Here is a 22,622-nt window from a genome sequence, read left to right as displayed (position 1 = left end):
TAATTTATTTTTAATTTGTGCACGAGCGTTAGTAAATTATTTACTTTTTGAAATAAAATTTGGCATCACTTTAATATCCAGACTTAGTAAACCTCAGTAGGGCTGCCAGTTGGACCCATAAGAATTACTTGTTCACCTTCTTTAAAACATTTACATAAATTAGTGGAACCGCCAGTTTCAAGCACAATAGTGGAAATAATTCCTTTTTTTTTGTCTACTTCAGTGCCGGTTACAGCTATACCTTCCATAGCAAGGGTTGTATTATTGACTTTTCTGCTATTGATTGCAAAATTTTGCAACCTAAAGAATTGTCCGGGTTTAAAATTTTTTGCCGCAAGTGGTGCTTTGATCACTATTTCCACAACTTTGTCAGTTAAATATTGAATTTTTATAATCTTTGCGGTGAATTGCTCTTTGATTCTATTAAAAAATTTTTCGTTAGCCAGGTGTTCTGATATTATTCCAGCGCGTGACGCTTTAGTGTACAAATGCTGCAATTTGTAGGTAATTCGCATAGTAGGTGGTGTTATGCAAGTAGCTGACACTGGAATCCAGTTCTGACTATACAACCATCTGATGTACTCATTCAAAATTAAGTTTTCTGGATCCCAGTGTCTGGGCACTGGAATGACATCTTTTTTGGTGAAAGTTACTCTTACATTACAACATTCATACAAGTGTGCATATGACTCCGAGATTCTAGCTGGAGTGGGAGAAATGAAGCTAACTCTATTCAAAAGCTGAGAAATGATAGGGTAGCCGTTCTTAGCACTTGCCATAGCTTTCACGACGCTGCCGCTATACGAAGGGTGAAGATCACCAAAAAAGCTAATTGTTTTATTGTCTTGCTTATATACCAATATCCTGTCTTTATCCTGCATCTTAGGAGAAAATACTGGATCTATTTCTTTTCCTAATGAGTTTAAATGAATAAAATATCCATTACTTAGTTGAAAATGCTTTTTATCTTCTGTTGCAATAGCCGTGTTTGGTTCAGTGCCTGCTGCTATGAGAATAGAGCGTGCTTTGATACATTTAATTTCGTGGGATTTTGTATCAATCAGTTTTATCAACTCAGCATGATTATATTTGTCTGTAACAATTTCAATAGGCTCTAAGTTTTCAATGAAGTAGATTCCTTCTGACAATGCATTTTGCACCTCTTCGCTATTTAATCGATAGCTCGGTGAATCTTTTAGCTCTTTTCTGTATATAATTTTCACTCCCCCGAAGCTCTTAGTTAGTTCCAATATTTTTGCTTCTCTATTCTCTTTTTTTGCTAACTCTTGCTCTGCTTGGATCAATTTTGCGTGCGATATAAGCTCATTTGCAATTTCATATTCTTCTTCCGTCCAATCTTTTTCAACATATTTCTTTCCATACTTATCAACTAATATCTCATAACGAAGAAGAAATTTTTCTACTTGAATTGGATAATATGCTAAAGCTTCAGTGGCAGTATCAATTGCAGTGAGTCCTGCACCTATGACAACTATCGGCATGCGAACTTGCAGATTTGCTATGGAGTCGAACTTAAGAGCACCGGTAAGTTGTAATGACATCAGAAAATCAGATGCCATGCGCACTCCGCGAGCCAGCATATTCTTTATTTTGATCATTCGTGGCTTGCCAGAGCCAAGTGCTAGTGCGATGTGATCAAAACCCAAGTTGAAGGCATCATCAACATTAATCGTGCCATCAAAACGAATGCCTCCATAAAGTGCGAAATTCTCACGCCTTTCCAGTAGTAATCTAATAATCTTTAAGTAATTTTTATCCCATCGGGAAGTAATGCCATATTCTGCCACCCCACCAAACCCATCTGCCATGCGTTCACTCAATTTTTCGTGTTTGAAATCTTTAATTAGCTGAAAATTATCGATCAAAGGTTCAATCTTTAGTCCATCAATGGCGATAACGTTATGCCCATCGTTTAATAAATGATGAGCTAAATTAAAACCCGCAGGACCAAGTCCTACAACTAGAACGTTTTTTCCAGTATTTTCTTTTGGCAATGGACGCTGAAAATTTAAAGGATTCCAACGGCTAAGCAGAGAATATATTTCAAATCCGTACGGCAAATTGAGTACGTCGTCCAAAATCCTTGTTTCAACCACTGGCACATTTACAGGCTCTTGTTTCTGATATATGCATGAGTTTATGCAATCATTGCATATTCTATTCCCAGTAGCTGCACATAATGGGTTATCTATCATCACAATTGCAAGACTTGCTATGCTATATCCTTCGCTTTTTACCAGATTCATTTCTGATATTTTCTGCTCTAGTGGGCAGCCGTGCAGCTCAACTCTAAGTGGAGACTTTTTGAAAGTGTTGTCATCATTGATTAGCCCCTTTGAGCAGCTGTCCTTACTTTGCTTATGACAAAATATGCAGTAGTGAGCATTATCTAGTGCTTTATTCAAACTCACCTTTTTGCTTGTTAGATCAAAACCATATCTTCTTTTCACCTCATTTGAATACAGAACCTCAACCTCGTCTACTTCTTTTTTCAAGAATGATACGAGATTTTCGTAATCAATTTTCTTATGTATGCTAAATAGTATACTCTGTTTATTTTTTACTCTCCAAACTGCATATTGAGCCGCAAGTTCTATTTCTTCTTTGTGATCCTCTTTATTTTCAAGCCAACTCATTACCTGCTCAGAAAAGTTTTTTTCTGTTGTCGGTAAAGTAATGAAACTATTTAATTTGTTAGTGACATAATCAATATTTGCTACATCAGTGTATTTCTTCAATGCATAACGCTGAACAAATAATCTTTTGCATCTGTATATTACAGCAAAGTCATTGTGTTTTTCCTTTAACTCTTCTACTTCTTTTTCAATATTGAAAAATTTTGCAATAAATTCATCAAGTAAATGTGAGAGATCCATTATTAACTGGCTATTACAACCATCTTTCATCCAAGCTGGAATCCATCCTTCTTGTTTTCTGGATCCCAGTGTCAAGCACTGGGATGAACACTGGGATGACATCGAAGAAGAAGCTGCTTTTTCTCTTGCTTCAACTAATGAATAAAACAAGCTTTCATCGCACGATTTTATGTAATCCAAAAACGCCTTATCTAACTTTATTAATTCACTACGAGTGTATAAGTTTGAAAATGAGATTTTGAAATTCAGTTGCATCTTTATACTATACAGTGTACATACTGTTTCTTACAAATGAAGATTTTATTTATTTTTTAATGCTGCTGAGATTATTGCTTCTGCAACTTTTTCTTCCTTAACATATGCAACACACTCAAATTTGTGTAGACCTAAACGCACACTTTGAATATTAGCTTGAAGAATCAATACGTCTCCTGGAGTAACTGGCTTTGTGAATTTTGCATTTTCAATGGATCTCAAGTAAACAACTTTATTTTCTATTGTTTCTTTACCGAGGACACATATAGCAGATGCCTGAGCTAAAGACTCAATTATCAAAACTCCTGGCATTATCGGATGGCCAGGAAAATGACCAATAAAAAATTGCTCGTTGAAAGTCACATTTTTGATTGCTTTTATACTTTCACCAGGTTCGCATTCTATAACCCTATCTACTAAGAGAAAAGGATAAGAATGTGGTAGTATTTTTATAATATCACTGATATTACATTGCATAAGTCTATTCAATGTTTTGCAAAGCAAATTCGGGTATTTCCTTGTTTACATTTTTTAATACTACATCCGATAAATCTACTTCATCCATAGAGTATAAAACTTGATTCTTTTTTGAAATAAATAGTACCAAATCTATGTTGTTTTTTTCTGCTGTTTTTTTAGCAACTTCTTTTATCTTGTTAAAGACACTTTCTACTGCTTCTCTATAATTTTCTTCTAAATGTGACATTTTCTTAGCGTAATTATCCCTAACACTTACAGTATGCTTACTAAATTGTTCTGTCTTTTCTTTTTTTGCTTCTTCTGACAAAAGGTCAAATTCTTCTTTCGATGGCTTAAATTTTTCTAACTCATTTTCAAATTCCTTCTGTAATCTAGAATTCTGCTCCTTTATTTGTTGTTGTATATTTTGCAGAGCCAGAGATTCATTGATAACCTTATCACTATCAATAATGGCAGCCTTTGTATTAAGCGTGCTCTGAGGTTGATACCCTACAAACTTATACCCCACAAATAAGGAAATAATTAAGGCAATAACTGATGTAAATAACTGTATATATTTCATTTAAATCCCCGCTTCAATAGAAATTTTAACGTTTGTCGATGGTATTATGTCATAAGCTTCCTTTACTAAAGGAAACCCAAAATCTAATCTAATTCTACCAAAAGGAGAAGGCATTGAAAAGCCAAAACCTGGTGATACTCTTATAAGCTTACTATCGTAATATTTCCCACTATATCTCTTCTTTTCATCTAAACCAAAAAGTGTTGCATAGTCAACAAATAGTGAGCCTTTGATACCAGCATAGTCGTATAATTTAGATAGTGGAAAATCTACTTGCTGTGTTAAATTAAAATAAGTTTTGCCTCCCAATGAGCTTTGATTTTTGTCTTCTGCTCTTGGTCCAATGCCGGAAAGGTCAAATCCTCTAATCTCATTACCCCCTTTAAAAAAGTGCTGGCCAATGTTTAGATCTTCATCGGTATAAGAAAAAATATGACCTGCTGCTACTTTAAAGCGCAGTGTTATATCATCATCAATTTTGCTTAATATAGGATGTGTATAAAAAGATAAGAATTCAGATTTTAGGAAATTTACATTTCCTCCCAATCCTGAAATATCCTGATTTAAGCGCAATAAATATCCCTCTTTAGGAGTATAGAGGTTATCCAGTTTATTGTATGATAACGTATATCCCACTGATGAAACCTGATACTCACCTTCTTGATCTCTTATTATCTCAGAGATATCCTCATCTTTTCCACCCTTATTGTCCATGTGTATGTGATTATACTTATAAGAATATTGAAAGGAATTGGTTAGATTTTCTGAGATTTTATATGATACTTTTGCTATTCCTCCCCAGTTGCAGGTATCGAAAGTAGTGTTTGGTTTGTCTTGTTTTTCATAAAAAACACCCATGCCTAGTGAAGTATCAGAGTCGTTAAAATTATTTTCAACAGCGTCTATACTAGTAGAAAGAACATATTGACTTTTTTCAAGAGCAAAAGATACTTCTTTACCACTACCAAATAAATTACGATCTGTGAAATCGGTTTTAACAAATACTCCACCAGGAAGAGACATACCACCTGTTAAAGATAACGAGGCAGTTCTTTTTTCTTTAACATTTAAATCAAGATTCACTGCATTGTCATCCACTGTATAACTATTTATTTTTACTGTTTCAAAGAAATCACTATATATCAATTTTCTACGTGATTTTTGGATCTCAGATGTGTTATATGCGTCACCTTCTGCCATGCTAAGTTTTCTTCTAATTACTTTATCTAAAGTGCGGTCATTGCCATCAATAGTAATTTGGTTTATATAAATCTTTTTACCTGGTAGCACTTTGTAAGTTACATCCACAATATTGTTATGTTGTGTATATTCTGGATTAACTTTTGCAAATATATATCCTTTTTCGCTTAAATGTTTACTTATTTTTTCTGCTGTATTGTTAATTTTAACTCTATTAAATATTTGATTATTTTCCTCTTTGATAAATTCTAATATTTCTTCCCTTAAACTTAAATCCTGAATCTCAGTTTCAATATCAACTTCATTATTTCCAAATAAGTATTGCTGCTTTTCATCAATCAAAAAAGTTAACTCTATTTGGTTATTATTATCAACCTCAACAATTGGTTGGATATTATTTTGAATATATCCCTTAGATGAATAGAAGCGATCAAGCAGTTCTGTGTTAATCAGTAGATATTGAGGTGAATGATGAGTTCCGCTTTTAAAAATGGCTCTAAATAACTTACTAAATATATCATTGCTATGCCTTTTGATAACTTGCTCTAACTCATTTGCTGAAAAGTTTTTATTACCTATAAATCGTAAACCCTTAATTTTAGAAGTTCTTCCTTCTTTTATCTTAAAAATTAGGTTTATCCTATTGCTACCAAGCTTATCTAGCTCATATGCAATTTTAACACCAATTTTACCACTGTTCCTATAAAGAGTAGCTAGATTTATTAAATCGTTTTGTAATTTTGTTTCAGTGAAAATAGTTAGTGATTTTGACTGGATAACGTTATTTAGCAACTCTTTACTGTTAAATAACTTATTGCCTTTCAATATTACTTTGTTAATCAATGGATTCTCATGAATTTTTACTACTAAGTTTTTTTCATCATCGATATAGGCGTTAATACTAGCAAATAACTTTGTTTTATATAAATCTTTTATAACTGAATCTACATCATCATCATTTATATGATTACCTGGTTCTAATTTTGTATAAAACCTTATTGTTTGATCACTTACTCGCTCATTGCCAATATACTTAATATTTTTTATCTGTACTTTTTCCTTATTTTCTAGAGCAACAAGTAGAGTGGGAAAAGAAATAAATATTATTATTAGTATGTGAAATAACTTTTTCATATGTATCTTAAAAAAGATGCCTAATATCATTTGTGATTGCAACTGCCATCAACAAAAACAGTATGGTAGCACCAAAAGTGGCTGCATATTTTTGATATTTCAAACTCAAATCTCTACGTATAACTGCTTCTATAATATAATGAAATAAATGCCCACCATCTAGTAGTGGTATTGGCAGCAAGTTAATTGCAGCTAAATTCGCTGAAATAATTGCCATAAAATATAGAACCATAATAAGTCCCTTTTTAGCTGATTGCCCTGAATATTTTGCAATTTTTATTGGCCCACCTATTTCATTTATACTCCTTTTACCAACAACAATTTGAAAGAGTGCTTTGATTGTTAAACACATAGTGTGGTAGGTTTCATTCACTGATAGGCTAGCAGCTCCAAGAAAAGATGACTGTTTTAACCCTATCATATTAATTGAGGTAATTCCTATAGTTTTTCTTTCTATTATGTTACCAAAGACATCTCTATCCTCAACTGTAAACGGAGTTAGAATAGTTCTGTACTCTTCGTTATTTCTGCTATACTTAATTTCTATTCTTGTTTCAGGGTTGGACATTATCACGCGTGAAATATCTTCAAAGTATTTTATTTTGTACTCATTGATCTGTGTAATAGTGTCACCTGGTAATAGGCCAGCTTGCTTTGCTGCACTTTCTTCAATTACATTACCAATTACTGGTGGAGTACGATAATAACCTGCCACGCTGAAAAATATTGTGAAGGCTATAACGGTAAATATCATGTTTGCAAAAGGCCCTGCAAAAACTATTGCTGCTTTTTGATATCGAGGTTTTGTATGGAATGAGTATAATTTTTCTTCTTCAGTTAATTTTTGTTGATCAACAGGAACGCTTGCTGCATTAGTATCCCCTAACATTTTAACGTAACCACCCAATGGAAAGGCACTTAATTTCCATCTAGTTCCAGACTTGTCGTTAAAACCAAAAATTTCAGGACCAAAGCCTATAGAAAAAGATTCAACTTTAACCTTGCATGCTTTAGCGACAATATAATGCCCACATTCATGCACGAATACTATGATAGAAATTATTAAAGAAAACGATAAAAAATAATATATTCCAGCGCTAAGTTGATGAGAAATTAATTCCACCTATGTTTTAAATCTTAATCAAACGTTGAGTATATTAAAATGCGCCTTGCTTGACAAGTATTTAGTTTAGTCTTTAAATTAAAAAAAAGTTTAATGACAATGATAGATATCTCCTTATTAAGAAGAAAACTGATGTATAGGAGTTGGCATAGGGGTTGTAAAGAAACTGATATACTTTTAGGGCATTTTGCATTGAAATATCTTGATAAATTTTCCTTAAGTGAACTAATTGAATACGAAAAAATAGTTGATCTTGATGATTGCGAATTATATTGTTACATAACTCGTAAGAGACTTCTCCCCCCTGATTTGAGTAGTGAGGTAGTCGATTTGATTGCTTCCTTTAATCACTTATGCACCCAATAATCTTGTTTACCCTATCTAATACTTCAGCATATTCTACTCTTTTTTCCTCCTTATACTTTTTGCATTCTTGATTTATTTCGTCTAATCGCTTTGTTAATTCTAAAATTTTGTCTTCGAGAGTCAATGCTGCAAGTAAGAAATTTAATGCATCTGAGCCCTTACCTCCAGTTCTTTGAGATATGGAGCTAACTAGCTTGTTGAAGCTATTAGCAAGTTGTAATAAATGGTCCTTCTTTTTACTTTCGCAAGATATTTTATATGTGTTATTATGTATAACTATTTCTACTACTTGCATATGATGCTATATTGTACAACTTTCAAATTTACAATATAGATTTTCATTCATTTATCAAGAGGGATAACTTTTTACTGCTACGAAAATAAGTTTTAAAGTATTGATGTTTTGCAACCTTCTGTGACGTCAAATTACTTGCTTCTTTCAAGTTATAGCTTCTAATTGAAAAAGAACCAAACCCCCTGATTTCAACTCTATTATGATATTTTAACGTGTTTGAAAACACTCGAAAAAAACTATCAACTATGGCTGCTATAATAACCTTATCTAACAAAAGGTTTTTTTTTGCCACTTTTGCTATTATATCAGATTTCGTTGCCATTTATATGAAGCACAAGAAGTTATTTGGCAGATAATATTATATTATATTTTTCAACACCTACTACTTCAACTTGTATTTTTTCTGATATAGAAAACTTTTTATTTTCTGGTAAATGCTCTTGATCTACTAAAAGGGTTACATTGTTCTCAATTTCAACGATTAGACCATTTTCCTCTCTCTTACTTACAGTAACCTGAATTTTATCCCCTACTTTAACTTTCTCTATCAGTTCTTCAAGAGGATCATACTCTATTTGTTTTACTCCAAGATAAATTCTTGTCCGATCTACGTTAGCCCTTATCACTTTTGCTTCTATTTCATCACCTACATTATACTTTTTTATCTCATCTGAATTGTTTTTCGACCAACTTAGATTTTGCATATAAATTGTTCCTTCTACGTCCTCAGATATCTCAGAATTATCAAAAGTCACAGATATTTGTGAACCATTGTTGCTTTTAACTTTACCAGAAACAATAGAACCAAGAGGATATTTATCAATAAATACTTGCCAAGGATTCTCTACGCACCTTTTTGTGCTTAAACTCATCTTATTTTTAATAATGTCAATACCGAGAATTTTTACATCCACTTCTTGTCCTATTGTTACAAAACTACTAATTGGTAAATTACTCTTGCTCCAAGTTATTTCTGATGAGTGTACCAAACCCGCAATCCCAGGTTTAATCTCAACAATGAATCCACAATCTTTTATACCCGTTACGCATCCTTTGTGTACGCTGTTAATTGGGCATTTTGACTCTAGATCTTGCCAAGGATTGTCTCCTAATTGTTTTACACCCAGGGAGATTTTTCCATTTTCTCTATCTATTTTTATAATTTTAGTTTTTATATGCTGACCACAAGAAAAAATTGCAGATGGATGACTTACATTACTCCAAGAGATATCTGTAATATGTAGCAGTCCATCTATAACTCCCACTGTATCTGATTCATGAATGCCAACAAATGCACCGTAGTGAGTGATGCTTTTTATTTTGCCTTCTACTACATCACCTTCATTTAAAGATTCTAAAAACTTAATTTTTTCACCAGCATGCAACTTCTCTAATACCAGCTTTCTTGATACTACAATATTCCCCTGCTTCTTATCCATTTTAAGAACGATGAATTTTTGTTCAGTTTCAATAAGGTGATTAGCATCTTTTATTTGCTTCAAATCCACATGACTCAGAGGTAAAAACGCACTTATTCCATCACCAAGATCAACAATAAAACCGCATTTAATTGAGCGTTTAATGATTCCTGTTACTTCATCTTTTGTAATTGCGCTTTCTTCCAATTTATTCCATTTTTCGTCTCTGATTGCTTTCTCACGACTAAGAACAACATTACCATGGTAATCTTCAATTCTTTCAACATAAACTCTAATTTTCGAGCCAACAGTGATATCATCATTACAACTGAGCTCCTTAATCAGAATTCTTCCGTCTGACTTTAAACCAACATCAACCACAATATCATTAGAATTTCTTCTTGTGATTATACCTTCTACCACATCTCCTTCTTTGATTTTGTTAGCAAAAGAATCTTCACAAAAGTCATTGTCTTGATTATCAAATTGATCTTGAAATATCTCTTCTATGAACCTATTTGATGATAGCCTCTTGATAGCAACTGTACTTTCCATACCTTTTAATTTTAACTTCATTAGAACTCATATATTATATAATATTAATAATTAGTGACAAGTAAATTCTCATTAATTCATTTCGAGAATTGTTTAAGCTATAAAAGATTAAGTTATGTAAGATATGTTATCTAGGAATAATAATTGGATTAGGTCATTTTCCAGAAGATCTAGGTTGAAGTTGAATGTTTTGGAGAAGTATTCTATTAAAAACAGCAAGGAATCTATAAAAAAGATCGTAGACTTACAAAAAAGAATACGAGTAGAAATAGGTTTCGGTAATGGTGAAAATATGCTCCATCAGGCATTCAATGAATCTGATCTATTATTTATAGGATGTGAGCCTTATTTAAAGGGGGTCTCTTCCTTGCTAAAAAGCATAGAAGCACACAGCATAAAAAATATTTTAATATGGACAGAAGATGCAAGAGAATTAATTGCCAATTTTCCTGACAACAGTGTTGAAAAATTCTTTATTCTCTTTCCAGATCCATGGCCAAAAAGAAGTCACAACAAAAGACGGTTAATTAATACGGAATTTTTAAATTTATTAGCAAAAAAAATACTTGTCACAGGTGAAATATTTATTGCAACTGATCATCAGGATTATGCAGAGTGGATAGAGTTACATATAAAGCAGTGTAATTTTTTAACCTATAAGGAAGATAGTTTTGCAAATTATACCCCAACAAAATACCACAGAAAAGCGCTAGAATATCAGCGTAAAATAAAGTTTTTTAAAGTAAATGTTATATCTAAACTGACTTAGATTTACCTCTGCTTGTTAGTACAGATGTGTACATGACACTCTATAGTGCAAGTAGCCTACCATATACTGGGAATAACAGTTTACTGAATTCTTTAATCTCACAAATAGAAAGATCAATAAACTTGATAAACATCAACATTATCAGCCAGCATTGCTTTTGCAACTTCAATTCTACCTTTTTTATGATCGGTTTGGATAATTTTATAACCTATAGCATTTTGTCTAGCAACCAATCTGGTGCTTCTCTACCTTTTTCCCACTTAGCAAATCTCATCTTTTCTTTTAGGTAATATTCTCTATATGCTTCTATTGGGTTATTACATTTATATCGATCAGGTAACGCTTGTGTAAAAGCTTGTATATCAGCTGATCGAAATATTAGCAAATCCTTGTTATTATCGCACCAATCTATAACTTCTTCGGATTTATGCGTTCTTTTGTATCGCAAGCTATATTCTATACACAATTCTTTTCCATGTTTTATTAACCAATCAAAGTTTCCTTTTGATTGTCTAGCCCATAAAGAACAAGGATGGTTTTTGTGAGTAAGTTTATATGGAACTTCTATATTCTGGTTTGTAATGCTGACTAAAGGATTTGGCTCTTTTAATGCTATTGAAAAAACACTGCTAAGCAATTGAGCAGTTTCTAGCGGCATTTTTACTATGTGCTTATCGCATAACATTTGTGCTGCAGTTACAGGATTTTCGTCTAATATAAAGATATTCATCTAAGCACCCAGAGATAGAATTTTTGCGTAGTATTTATTTCAATAAACCCTAAAATATCATTCAGAAAATGGATAAAACTCAGTTAAAAAAATTATACACAATTCCGAGGAACCTTTTCAAGCTACAATGAACGTATCGCTACCACTCTAGCAATATTATTTCTCACCCACTGAAGATATTGCACGGTACTGTCTACTTGATCGTCGTGACGGATTTCTGGAAACATTAAAATCTCATACTCAAAGTCGCTAAGCCATACTGCTTGGTTAGGGAGAAAAACCCGCTCAGATTCTATAATTGGGACAATTCGGTGAAATCGAGTTAATTTGTCATCATGTGGTACTATTTGAATAATAGGTAAATCACTGTTTTTCCTGAGCTCCTGAACCAATTGCTGACCGCTTGCTTTTGCTTCGATTAAAATTGCGTGTGGCTTCCACCTTGCAGCCAGCGACAGAACTTTCTCTTTAAGTTTTGGATATTCAAGTTTTGCGCGATATACATCGAGTAAATAGAATGTATTATCTACTTTTGTCCAGGTAGTGCAGACACTAAAGTCACTTGTATTGTTTGTTGAAATTGCAGTATCCCAACTTTGTGTTACATGCAAGAGGCTATCAGGAAAATTTTTATAGCGCTTCAACCACTCTCGTTTAATTATAGCACTTGAAAGTGGTAGAGGGTTTTGTTGGTATTGAGCAGCAAAACCATAACTCCCAAGTTCAGCTTTTATCATCTCAATTTCTTCTTTTCCTTCAGTTAGGGAATACAACAATTGACCTTCTTTTCTTGAGTATATTTCCTGTTCATGCTCTGGAATATGATTATTAACTGAATAAATAATCTCCTTATCTTCAGCTATTATTGGTAAACAGACATGATGCCATATGTTTCTTGGTTTACAGAGGAGGTGACCAGTTAAATCTTCTAAATGGAGTCTGTGCATCACAAGAACGATAACTCCTTTTTTTCTGTCGTTGAGCCTGGTTACTAAAGCCTGATCAAACCAGTTTGCAGCACGCTTTCTAAATGTTTCGCTCAAAGCTTGTGCGGGACTTAGTGGATCATCCACGATAATGAAATCTCCACCTTCACCGGTTAATGTTCCCCCAACTGATGTTGCAATCCTACATCCTCTTTGCACTGTTTGAAATTTATATTTAGTGTTTTGATCTTTGCATAATTCTACTTTCGGAAATAGCTCTCTATACCAATCAGATTGCATTATGCACCTGGTATCGAGTGAGTGCTTTTCGCTGAGGAGCCGAGAATAACTTGCAACTATTATTCTTGCAGTTGGCTGATTTCCGAGTATCCATGCGGGCCATGCAACACTTACACAAATAGACTTCATTGAACGCGGAGGCATATTGAATATTATTCTTTTCACTTCACCTGAACTTGCCGCTTCAAGCCTATCCGCTATGACTTTTATATATTGATAATCATTATACTCACACCCCGGTACTACCGTTTGAAAGCATAATTCAATGAATTTTAAAAAGTTTATATTGTTCATAAAATTGAGATTTTGTTGATTTTTTAAGATTTTTTTGTATAATTATAGTGAGAGTTAAAATATGAAAGAAACAAGAGAGCAAACTGAGAGAGAATTTATAAAAACTCAAAACGGGATAAAAATAGAGACAATTACGCTTCTTGGTAAAAATCAAAACAATAATCGAGGTGAAAAACATCTGATATACTTTATTGGTGGAAATAGAGCGTTAAGCCCTGGTAAAGATTATTCCCAAAATTGGAATTGGGCCACAGAGCAAGGGATAACTGTACATCTTTTTAATTATCCTGGACTTGGTTTAAGTAAAAACAGTTCATTGATACGTAGCAATAGAGTTAAATCTGGTATAGCAGTTGTAACTAACTTATTGGAAAAAGGTATAAAGCCAGATGATATCATATTGTTTGGAGACTGCCTAGGTGGACATGTGGCTGCAGAGGTTCATAAAAATTTTAAGTATAAGGATATACATTTAAGATGCATCGTTAGCAATGCTGCAAGTTCACTTAAACAAGCTTCTCTTTATTATTTTGGATTCATAGCAAAATTAAAAATTTTTCTTGCTCCGATAATCAAATTGGTACTAAAGATTTTTGGCTGCCACTGGAAGACATATAAAATCGTAAATTCAATTACTCCTTATACAATGTACTTTAATCGAGAGGGAGATAAAACGATAAAACAGCCAGCGCAACTTGCAACAGAAATAGAAAAAATAGATCAAAGCGGTAGAAGAAAAGATTACCAAAAAAAAGAAGTATTTGAAGATTTTGAGGAATATGAAGAATTTTTCAAGCAGTATACAATATTAAGAAAAAATGATGAATATATTGATCCTAAAAAAGCTGAGAAAGATATACATAAATTGCCAATTACGTGCTTAAAATCTTCCAACAAAACTGATTACACTTTTCCTGAGCTGATTAATTTATATATTCAAGCGACAGATGAATATTTTTCTAAACATGGCTCACTAAATAATGAAGAGAAAGTTAAAGCATTTAAAGAAAGTAAATTTTATAAAGATTTTTCAAGCTGTAAAAATTCAAAGGACTTTTTGCATAATTACATGAAGAAGCAAGAGATGTCATTTCAGCATGTGACAATAGAATCTGGGGAAAAAAGACCTTTCTTAACAAGTCAAAGAAGTCTAGGGTAGCGAGCTTTAAACTTTTGACGCATATGCTTTTTTCAACATTTTAGCCATCTGTATCTGTTCAGATGCATGCAAATATTGAAACCAGTGTTTCTTTTCTTGTCATCCGAGTACTGGGATCCAGAAGAATTAATTGTGAACAAATAGCTATACGATATTTTCAATGAAGTTACAAAAAAGCTGGATTCCACACTGGAATGACACCGTCATAAACTGCTAGGCCTTCATAATGTCATTCCAGTCCTCATAGTGTTTATCCCGGCCTTCATAATTTCATCCCAGTGTCCTCTTTCTCTTATCATCCCAGTACTTGATACTGGGATCCAGATGCATGGCTAATGCTGAAACCAATACTCCCTTTTCTTGTCATACGAGTACTGGGACCCAGAAGACTCAGGTAATAAGAACTAGATTCCAGCGCCACGCGCTGGAATGACACCGTCATAAACTGCTAGGTCTTCATAATATCATTCCAGTACTGGGATCCAACTAAATTGGTGAACACTTTACAGCATTTTTGATAGAAAGAACTAGATGCCAGTGTCAAGCACTGACCATTTTTTCCTTAAGTTTTTGCAGCTTGCGTTCTATTACAAAACCACCGTGGTACTAACGAGTGGCAAAATGATAGCAAGTTTTAAATTTTATTTTCAATAACGAAATTTGGCACATCTTGCTACACTTCCAGTTTTTATTGTACAAAATGGGCTTCTGTCGTCTGTGTCTGACATGAAGCTAATGTTATTCTCCCTCTTTCTTGTACTGGATTTAGCTTTTGAAACGCGTGGTTGAAATCTTCCTTACTCACTACCTTGGACTTTCTTTCAAGAGCAGCGTATATTTTTGCTTCATTAACTAGTTGTTCTAACTCAGCTCCAGAATAGCCTTCTGTTTTTTCTGCAATATCTTGAATATTTAGCCTTCCATCAGTTTTTGTATTTTTGGTATAAAGCTCCAATATCTTTTGTCTCGTTTCCACATTTGGATTAGGTATATGAACCCTTTGACCTAAGCGTCCAGGCCTAATAAGTGCTGGATCTATCTCATTGACCAGGTTAGTTGCACCAATTACTATTATATCTTTTCTGCTCTTAAATCCATCTATTTCAGTTAGTAACTGTGTTAAGCTCTCTCGACAGTGGTAAGCTGAGTTATTAGCGGTACTTCTTTTTTGGGCAACTGCATCTATTTCATCTATGAATACTATACAAGGAGAATATTTTCTCGCTACTTTAAAAAGCTCGCGTACAGCATGTGCACCATGACCAATATATACTCCAATAAGTTCTGGACCTGAGATACTTATAAAATTCATATTTGATTCACCTGCAATTGCGCGGGCGATAAGTGTTTTACCATTTCCAGGAGGGCCGTGCAGTATATAACCTTTTAGTGAGTTAATACTTTCACTTCCAAACATCTCACGCATTTCTTCTGTCATTTGGTTACAGCAAATAATCTGCAATCGTTGTTTTAAGGAATCGTCAATTATAACATTAGCAAATGTTGTTTTATTATCTGAATTAGCTAATTCTATTTCTATAGGCAGCTCTACTTCCTTCATTTTACTAAATATTTGATCATATATAAACCAAGCGATAAAAAAGAAAACAGTGAGTAACACAGAAGGCATAGCTTCGCTAATATAATGTGCAGCCAGCTCATATCCTTTACTGAGAAACATTGTATGCATATAGGCAAACAAAAGAGCAATAGAGACCATAATTGCTATGCATAGTAAACAGATAGCAATTCTTTTGAGTAATTCTGAGATTTCAATTTTTTTCATCTTACTGTCTTATATCGATTTTAAACTGAGAACAATTTTATTTAGATTAAATACTAAAAAAATATACCCTTACACTTCTTTGAATTCTACTAAATTCACTTTTAAAAAGCAATTATAATATACTTTGTGCGTGGTTAAGATAGCTCTGGAATAGTATAAAGAACTATGTCATCATTGAAGAGAAATTCATCTGTTGTTTTGTACTCTTTATTAATTTTATAAGAATCATAAACATCGTAATCTGCTTTTGTATGGTAATCACAATATTGAAACTTACCCTCTTTATTGAAAAAGCCAAATTGATCAATTAATGTAGCCATTTTCTCACTTTTTGTTAATTCAAATACATCAGCTGGGCAGTGGCCTGAAGAATCTTGATTAGTAGTTCCTTTTGCAATAAAAAAAGATGGTTTATCGTTAAGCAACTTGCAGAAATTTGGCTTATATCCCTTTTTCATATAGTTTAAACTTGTATACTGGTATTCATCTGGAACATTTGAGTATTGAGAATCATACTTTTTATGTTCAAAAAACTCATTACCTAAGAAATTACAAAATGTTAATTTATAATCATCATTATTACTAGACTTAACGACTTTAAGATAATGAAAGTTTCTAGGAATTTTTATCTCTTCTTCTGTAACGTGATTATGTATGACCAATTGGTCATCAAGCATGCAGTAACCTATTTTTGGTAAAGTAGCTACAAGCTTACCGTTTAACATGATATCTGCTTGATAGATATTATCCGATAATTCTTTTCCCTTTTGCAAAGTAAAATCCTGCCCTGCTTTAGCTGGTGCACTGCATTGCTCAGTTTTAGTTAAGTTTTTTATTATTGTTGATATCTCACTAATTTCTAATATAACATGCTCATTTTTTGTGTATTGATACTTATAGCAACTACCATCTTCACATACTGGAAGACATTTTCCTTCTTCATCTGATATATAGATATAATCACCTTCTATTGTAAAATAAAGTCCACCTTTTTCTTCTTGAATTTTTTGTAGTACTGGGTCATTTTCATCGTTAAAATTGATAAAATTGAGTACTCCAGTTATATCTCTACCAGACAATTTGAGGCCAAAGTTAGGACTATCTTTTATGTTGTAAAGCGAAATCAAGATAGGTTTTGATTCAAGCTTTTCTATAATATTGTTTCTATTTGTACTTATTATAGCTTCTTGTTCTACAATAAGATCCTCTTTAATAGAGTTTCCACTTTCATCAGATCTTTCTGCCTGCAGGGGTAAGTTTCCTTCATATAAAGATATTTTATCTCCCTGCTTCTTTAACTTCAAACCATTAATATTCTCTACTTTAATTGTACCAATATGTGAATTGATAACCTTACTATTTTTGTTTAATATATAATATTCAGCAGGAAGTTTAATCAATTTTTTATAGAGCGGATTTTTATCCTCTATTTTAAATATATGTTTTTCCATGATATTACCTTAAATAACCAACAACTTGCTGATTAATGGCACTTAGGCTACTAGGAGGAGAGACATAACTCATAAAACTCCTTGGCTGCTCATTATCTGCCACTATTTTTTCAGTATTAACGAAAGCTCTTTGCTGCTCATTTAATCTTTTTTCCATATGATCTTTGAAAGTAGCCAAACATTTACTAGTTTGTTTGTAATCAGGTAATGATTTTTTCGCAGCTACACACAAGAACTTCAACAACTCATTATGATTTTCATCATTAAGTAATGACTTATTGATAATGGTTGACTGCAGTTCTACTGGATTAAAATTTAGACTTTTCTTTGAAATGCCGCATTTCACAGCTGTTTCTCCTAATACTTCTTCAAATTTTTTTACAATATCTACTGCATCTATTATTTTTGTCACTCGATTAAGCTCCTCTATTTCATTTTTTACTTTATATTTGTCCTGTCCTACCGCAGGGTAAAAGAAATTTATTACTTGAGATATAAATGAAGTTGGTCTGCTTGCTCCGCTTGTCACTGATGATTTTTTAGTTTCCCTCCTTCTTCTGCGTGCACTACAAACTTGATCTGCAGGATTTGTTGTACAAAACATATCTCTTACGCTACTATGCAATGCTTCCGCATTTTCTGCGGATTGAAGTGCTTGATCAGCAGAATCTTCAGCTTCTCCTGTAAGATTCACTGTTTGATTGTGTAGTATTTTAACCTTATCTTCCGTATCTTTAGCTTGTTTGGCAAAACCTTCTGAAGCATTTTTAGCTGCCTCTGCTGCTTTTTTAGCATCCAGAGTTTCATTTTTTGCTTTTCTTATCTCACGTAAAAACTGATCAGCTAATGTAGCACCTATTCCATCTTCTCCCTTGGAACCTGGCAATCCATTCGCACCTGGAGCTCCGGTATCTCCTTTTGGACCTTGTGGACCTGGCATACCCTTAAGACCAGATCTACCAACTTGACCTTTAGGTCCTTGCAAACCTATCTCTCCCTTAGGTCCTTGCAACCCATTCGCACCTGGTTCTCCTTTGTCACCTTTAGAACCTATCTCTCCTTTCTCACCCATATCACCTTTTATTCCCATGGCTCCGTCTAATCCTTTAGGACCAATATCTCCCTTTGTTCCATTTATACCTGGCTCACCTTTTATACCTTGAGGTCCTATATCTCCTTTTAATCCTTCTATACCCGGCTCACCCTTGTTACCTGTAAGACCTTGTGTACCATTGAAGCCCCTCATACCTGGCTCTCCCTTAGGACCTTCTGGACCTTGCAATCCATTTGCACCTGGTTCTCCTTTCTCACCCATATCACCTTTTATTCCCATGGCTCCGTCTAATCCTTTAGGACCTATATCTCCCTTTGTTCCATTTATACCTGGCTCACCTTTTATACCTTGAGGTCCTATATCTCCTTTTAATCCTTCTATACCCGGCTCACCCTTGTTACCTGTAAGACCTTGCGTACCATTGAAGCCCCTCAGACCTGGCTCTCCCTTAGGACCTTCTGGACCTTGCAATCCATTTGCACCTGGTTCTCCTTTCTCACCCATATCACCTTTTATTCCCATGGCTCCGTCTAATCCTTTAGGACCTATATCTCCCTTTGTTCCATTTATACCTGGCTCACCTTTTATACCTTGAGGTCCTATATCTCCTTTTAATCCTTCTATACCGGGCTCACCCTTGTTGCCTGTAAGACCTTGTGTACCATTGAAGCCCCTCATACCTGGCTCTCCCTTAGGACCTTCTGGACCTTGCAACCCATTCGTGCCTGGTTTTCCTTTGTCACCTTTGGAACCTATCTCTCCTTTCTCACCCATATCACCTTTTATTCCCATGGCTCCGTCTAATCCTTTAGGACCTATATCTCCTTTTTCTCCCTTTGGACCTTGGACTTCTCCTGGATTTTTCCTTAGTTCTTCTGCAATGCTTTGTGTTAGCTCGGTATTATTTGCAAGGTTTTCTACTAATGTATGATTAGAATCACTTAGTAACACATCTGCTAGCTCTTCCATTCTGTTATCAGCTAATGCAATGGCTATTCCTGTTTGAATATCTTGATTACTAATAATTCTTCCTGCAACTTGCTTCTCTAATACTAAATCTCCGCCTTGGTCACGATATTCAAGCACCTGATTAGCAATAGTGCCATTATTAATTAATTTTTGTGCAACTTCTTCAGGACTTGCATCTCTACCTTTATCACCTTTAGACCCAGTATCTCCTTTGTCACCTTTAGAACCTATCTTTCCTTTCTCACCCATATCACCTTTTATTCCCATGGCTCCGTCTAATCCTTTAGGACCAATATCTCCCTTTGTTCCATTTATACCTGGCTCACCTTTTATGCCTGGCTCACCTTTTATGCCTGGCTCTCCCTTAGGACCTTGTGCACCTGGCAATCCATCTGTTCCGGTATCTCCTTTATCACCTTTAGAACCAGTATCTCCTTTGGGACCTTTTATCTTTCCTGGATTTTGTCTCAATTCTTCTGCTATTCCTTCACGTAAGACTGGATCATTTACCAGCACTTTTTTATCTTGATCATCTTTTGCTTCTAGTACTGCTCTTCCTAATTCACCTACTTTTTGAGTGTCAAAGAACTGATGAACAATATTTTCAACTATTGTTTTTGCTGCATTCACATCGCCTTTTAATTTGGCATACTCAAGCAAATACTCAACTAATTTTTCCTTGTCTATTTCTTGCTTCACGATTTCTAGAGCCTTTGGCTGATTATTTAAATCACTATGAAGCAGAAGATACTTAGCAAGTGCCCAATCGCTCACCTTACCTTTTATAAGATTGTGAGCTTCTATCTCGCTCATACTGCTTCTATCAACAAGTAGTTTAGCAAGCTTTTCTGCAAATTTTTCATATTTTTGGAAGGCTATAGGATCGGGATTATTTTTCTTTGTGGCATCGCTTGTTATCTTACTCACAGTATCTTTTATAATGTTTTTTGCTTCCTCTAAAGAAAGTTTACTTACTACTCCTTCAGTAAGTTTTGCTACATCAATTTTATTCACAAGTTCCTGCGAATTAAGATTAATTTTACCGGCAATCTGAGTTGCAAGATTTTCACCTTTGATACCATTTGCGTTAAGAACTGCTTCTCCTAGCTCAGCTTTTTTACTGGTAACTAATTCAGTTGCAATTTCTATAGCACTTGAGGCATCTCCCTTCTCACCTTTTGAGCCAGTATTTCCTTTAGAACCTTCTGGACCAGGAAAACCTCGGTCACCCTTATTACCTTTGGGACCTTGTTCGCCCTTTAACCCCCGTTGACCGTTACGACCTGGTTCGCCCTTTTGGCCTGGAGGACCTTGTACGCCTTTAACTAACGCTTTTAAAGAATCTTCTCGCTTTACACGCTCACCAAAAAGATGTGCTATTCTTTCTGAAAATCCCATGGAATTACTCTGATCTTCTTCCATTATAGCTGCTGCTAAAGGATATAGATGGGCTCTGTTAGAAGAAAATTCGGTAACAACTTGACTAATACTTGGAGTTATTCCATTAGTGCCTTGATTCCCTTTTTCTCCTTTAGGTCCTTGATCACCTTTTGATCCATGCGCACCTGACGATCCAGTATCCCCCTTGTTACCTTGAGGACCAGGCGCTCCATCGAAGCCTCTATCACCTTTTTGTCCCCTTTCACCTGGCTCACCTTTAGGACCTTGTACACCAGTACGTTCTAATCTGTCTATTCTGCGTTTTAAAAGTTCAATTTCTGTTTCTAAATTTATATGTTCTTGAATATTCACATCAACCTCCAAAAAGTTATCAAAATTTTCTAAGTTATAATAATAAGGATATGGACCTGGTCTATTGTCGTGCTCATACCCAAAAGAATTAGGGTTAAAATTATAAAAATTTTTGCATGTGCTATTTTCATACGATATGCAACCAACATAACTATTGCCTAACTTTTTTACTGCGAAATAGGTATCTTGTGCTTTCAAGCTCTCCATTTCATGAAAAGGGAATAACTGGAATGTATTGCTTATACGAGTAAATGCTGAAAGGATATTATTCAATATGCCAACTTTTCCACCAGTTAAATTATATACCTGATTATATACCTGAGCGCTCCTATATAATTTGTATATATTTCTTGATTCTTTAAACAAATAGTCTCCTATTTTTATTTTGAGTCTTCTATCAGGTGAACTTTTAAGATCTTCCAAAATAAGACTAACATTTTCGCTACTAATTATGTCTTTTGGATCTATTAAAACCTTCCTGTTTTCTAGCAGTTCATAATAAGTACTACAGCTTTCATGATTATATGTGTTAACATGTAAACCATTTGTGTAACCATAAGGCATATGATAAATAGTATCTATCATAGTATCTTTGCCATCATAGTAATAATAATAAGGTTGATCAGAGGTAGTAACTAAAGCGAATTTGTAATCATTTCCTACCCTTTCTAGCTTTAATTGTGGCCATTCAGATAAGTTGTTTAGTATACTTGCCACGTCATGCTTCAAATCCCAAATTTGAAAACTCAGGCCAATATTGTTGTCGATGATAATGTAAGATACACTAGGCAGGCTAAATGTTGTTTTGTTATTTAATCTTATTTGTGCAGGTATCCTACGACCAGTTCTATTATTACAATCTTTTTGTGGAATATCTTCCTTTTCTAGTTTAAAACGCATCTCCACCTCCCTTTGCGATTAGATATAATTAATTTATGGGTATTAATTATTGATTAATACTGATGATCAGTAAATATAATTATATTTTACACTAATTTAGTTATAAATTAACTTGTGAAAGAAAGTTGTTTTTTTACAACTGAGCATAAAAATGCTTTGTATTATCGAACTTCTTACCACTCCAGCTCTTTCATCTTATGGATGATATCGTTCCAGTGCTTGATACTGAAATCTAGTTCTTCCATAA

Annotated in this window: 16 protein-coding genes; 3 read left to right on the top strand and 13 right to left on the bottom strand. The window is 34.1% G+C overall.

All coding sequences use genetic code 11. From position 1 onward, the window contains the following. Positions 1-83: 83 nt before the first annotated feature. From AB3210_RS05825 to rseP, 5 genes are read right to left on the bottom strand one after another with little or no spacing between them, the layout of a single operon-like run. Positions 84-3,152, bottom strand: a complete 3,069-nt coding sequence (locus tag AB3210_RS05825) for a WPE palindromic element domain-containing protein (RefSeq protein ID WP_052264997.1) — start codon at positions 3,150-3,152, stop codon at positions 84-86. 45 nt (positions 3,153-3,197) lie between these two features. Then, entirely contained in the window at positions 3,198-3,629 is a 432-nt protein-coding gene (fabZ, locus tag AB3210_RS05820; RefSeq protein WP_052265001.1) for a 3-hydroxyacyl-ACP dehydratase FabZ, read from the bottom strand. Positions 3,630-3,633: 4 nt separating this feature from the next. Continuing rightward, on the bottom strand, positions 3,634-4,194 hold the full coding sequence (locus tag AB3210_RS05815; protein WP_052264996.1) for an OmpH family outer membrane protein: 561 nt from the start codon (positions 4,192-4,194) through the stop codon (positions 3,634-3,636). Then, positions 4,195-6,528 (bottom strand): outer membrane protein assembly factor BamA, encoded by a 2,334-nt coding sequence (bamA, locus tag AB3210_RS05810; RefSeq protein ID WP_367363636.1) that lies wholly within the window; start codon positions 6,526-6,528, stop codon positions 4,195-4,197. A 7-nt stretch (positions 6,529-6,535) separates the two neighbouring features. Beyond that, a complete protein-coding gene (gene rseP, locus AB3210_RS05805) occupies positions 6,536-7,651 on the bottom strand; it encodes an RIP metalloprotease RseP (RefSeq protein WP_007302416.1) in 1,116 nt (371 codons plus the stop codon). 99 nt (positions 7,652-7,750) lie between these two features. Between rseP and AB3210_RS05800 the strand changes: the two genes are divergently transcribed. After that, positions 7,751-8,017, top strand: a complete 267-nt coding sequence (locus AB3210_RS05800) for a succinate dehydrogenase assembly factor 2 (protein WP_019236875.1) — start codon at positions 7,751-7,753, stop codon at positions 8,015-8,017. On the opposite strand, the gene AB3210_RS05795 is transcribed toward AB3210_RS05800, so the two are convergent. The 3 genes from AB3210_RS05795 to AB3210_RS05785 are packed head-to-tail and all read right to left on the bottom strand — an operon-like array spanning position 7,995 to position 10,306. Then, positions 7,995-8,312, bottom strand: coding sequence for a cell division protein ZapA (locus AB3210_RS05795; RefSeq protein WP_007302417.1), 318 nt, complete (start codon positions 8,310-8,312; stop codon positions 7,995-7,997). The genes AB3210_RS05800 and AB3210_RS05795 overlap by 23 nt on opposite strands. A 43-nt stretch (positions 8,313-8,355) precedes the next feature. Further along, on the bottom strand, positions 8,356-8,634 hold the full coding sequence (locus tag AB3210_RS05790; protein WP_007302418.1) for an HU family DNA-binding protein: 279 nt from the start codon (positions 8,632-8,634) through the stop codon (positions 8,356-8,358). 19 nt (positions 8,635-8,653) lie between these two features. Next, entirely contained in the window at positions 8,654-10,306 is a 1,653-nt protein-coding gene (locus AB3210_RS05785) for a 30S ribosomal protein S1 (RefSeq protein WP_052264995.1), read from the bottom strand. 103 nt (positions 10,307-10,409) lie between these two features. Here AB3210_RS05785 and trmB point away from each other — a divergent pair, with 103 nt between their 5' ends. Beyond that, positions 10,410-11,054 carry a tRNA (guanosine(46)-N7)-methyltransferase TrmB gene (gene trmB / locus AB3210_RS05780; protein WP_007302420.1) on the top strand — a complete coding sequence of 215 codons (645 nt, stop codon included), beginning with the start codon at positions 10,410-10,412 and terminating at the stop codon, positions 11,052-11,054. Positions 11,055-11,262: 208 nt separating this feature from the next. On the opposite strand, the gene AB3210_RS05775 is transcribed toward trmB, so the two are convergent. Both AB3210_RS05775 and terL read right to left on the bottom strand, forming a co-directional pair. Beyond that, the gene (locus AB3210_RS05775; RefSeq protein ID WP_007302421.1) at positions 11,263-11,784 is read right to left on the bottom strand and encodes a pyrimidine dimer DNA glycosylase/endonuclease V; all 522 of its coding nucleotides are present in this window, start codon (positions 11,782-11,784) and stop codon (positions 11,263-11,265) included. A 122-nt stretch (positions 11,785-11,906) separates the two neighbouring features. Next, on the bottom strand, positions 11,907-13,304 hold the full coding sequence (gene terL / locus AB3210_RS05770; protein WP_012481978.1) for a phage terminase large subunit: 1,398 nt from the start codon (positions 13,302-13,304) through the stop codon (positions 11,907-11,909). Positions 13,305-13,365: 61 nt separating this feature from the next. On the opposite strand from terL, the gene AB3210_RS05765 reads away from it, so the two are divergent. Continuing rightward, positions 13,366-14,463, top strand: coding sequence for an alpha/beta hydrolase (locus tag AB3210_RS05765; RefSeq protein ID WP_052264664.1), 1,098 nt, complete (start codon positions 13,366-13,368; stop codon positions 14,461-14,463). 688 nt (positions 14,464-15,151) lie between these two features. On the opposite strand, the gene AB3210_RS05760 is transcribed toward AB3210_RS05765, so the two are convergent. The 3 genes from AB3210_RS05760 to AB3210_RS05750 form a co-directional block, all read right to left on the bottom strand. Then, positions 15,152-16,249 carry an AAA family ATPase gene (locus tag AB3210_RS05760; protein WP_007302426.1) on the bottom strand — a complete coding sequence of 366 codons (1,098 nt, stop codon included), beginning with the start codon at positions 16,247-16,249 and terminating at the stop codon, positions 15,152-15,154. Between the two features lie 134 nt (positions 16,250-16,383). Beyond that, complete coding sequence (locus tag AB3210_RS05755) at positions 16,384-17,700, bottom strand: hypothetical protein (protein ID WP_052264665.1); 1,317 nt, start codon at positions 17,698-17,700, stop codon at positions 16,384-16,386. 4 nt (positions 17,701-17,704) lie between these two features. After that, positions 17,705-22,375 (bottom strand): collagen-like protein, encoded by a 4,671-nt coding sequence (locus tag AB3210_RS05750; RefSeq protein WP_230609016.1) that lies wholly within the window; start codon positions 22,373-22,375, stop codon positions 17,705-17,707. Positions 22,376-22,622 lie beyond the last annotated feature (247 nt).

This window comes from Wolbachia endosymbiont (group B) of Scrobipalpa ocellatella, assembly GCF_964188425.1.
In the GTDB taxonomy this organism is placed as follows: domain Bacteria; phylum Pseudomonadota; class Alphaproteobacteria; order Rickettsiales; family Anaplasmataceae; genus Wolbachia.
The sequence above is the reverse complement of the archived record's forward strand: the minus strand, read 5'-3'. Positions and strand labels throughout refer to the sequence as shown.